Annotated in this window: 1 pseudogene; it reads left to right on the top strand. The window is 43.5% G+C overall.

Annotated elements, in window-relative coordinates:
* Nucleotides 1–672 (top strand): annotated as a pseudogene (locus ACFIMP_RS09865) (tyrosine-type recombinase/integrase); the annotation flags it as partial.

The following is a 672-nucleotide window of genomic DNA, read 5'->3' as shown; positions in this document are numbered from 1 at the left end:
CAAACAGAGATACGCGATACCCTTGCCCCTATTTGGCATACAAAAGCTGGAACTGCTCGAACAGCACTAATGCGTCTTAATCTTTGTCTCAAACATGCGGCTGCATTAGGGTTAGATGTTGATTTACAAGCAGTAGAAAAAGCACGCGCTCTCTTAGGCAAACAACGTCATAAAAAACAAAGCTTACCAGCCATGGATTGGAGAGATGTGCCGGCTTTTTACCAATTTCTCTGCAAAACAACAACTATAAAACATTTAGCTTTGCGTCTGCTTATCCTTACAGGGGTTCGTAGCAATCCTTTGCGTCATATTCGTGAAGATCAGATTGAAGATGATATCTGGACAATCCCTGCTGAGAATATGAAAGGCAAGCGTGATGCCACAACAGAGTTTCGCGTGCCCCTATCATCTGAAGCAATAAAACTAATTGAACAAGCCCGCTGTATCTCTAAAAGTGATTTCATCTTTTCACTTACCGGTCGTGGTCCTCTTTCACATACGATGATGGCGGCGTATATGAGAAAAAAATAAAATTGAAGCTTGCCCGCATGGATTTCGCTCTAGTTTACGCGATTGGCTAGCAGAAACAACCGATGCCCCCTATGAGGTCGCTGAAACTATTCTAAGTCATACAGTAGGAGGACAAGTAGAGCGCTCCTATCGTCGTACTGA

The sequence above is a fragment of the Bartonella sp. AP65SXKL genome (assembly GCF_042195725.1).
Classification (GTDB): domain Bacteria; phylum Pseudomonadota; class Alphaproteobacteria; order Rhizobiales; family Rhizobiaceae; genus Bartonella.
The sequence above is the reverse complement of the archived record's forward strand: the minus strand, read 5'-3'. Positions and strand labels throughout refer to the sequence as shown.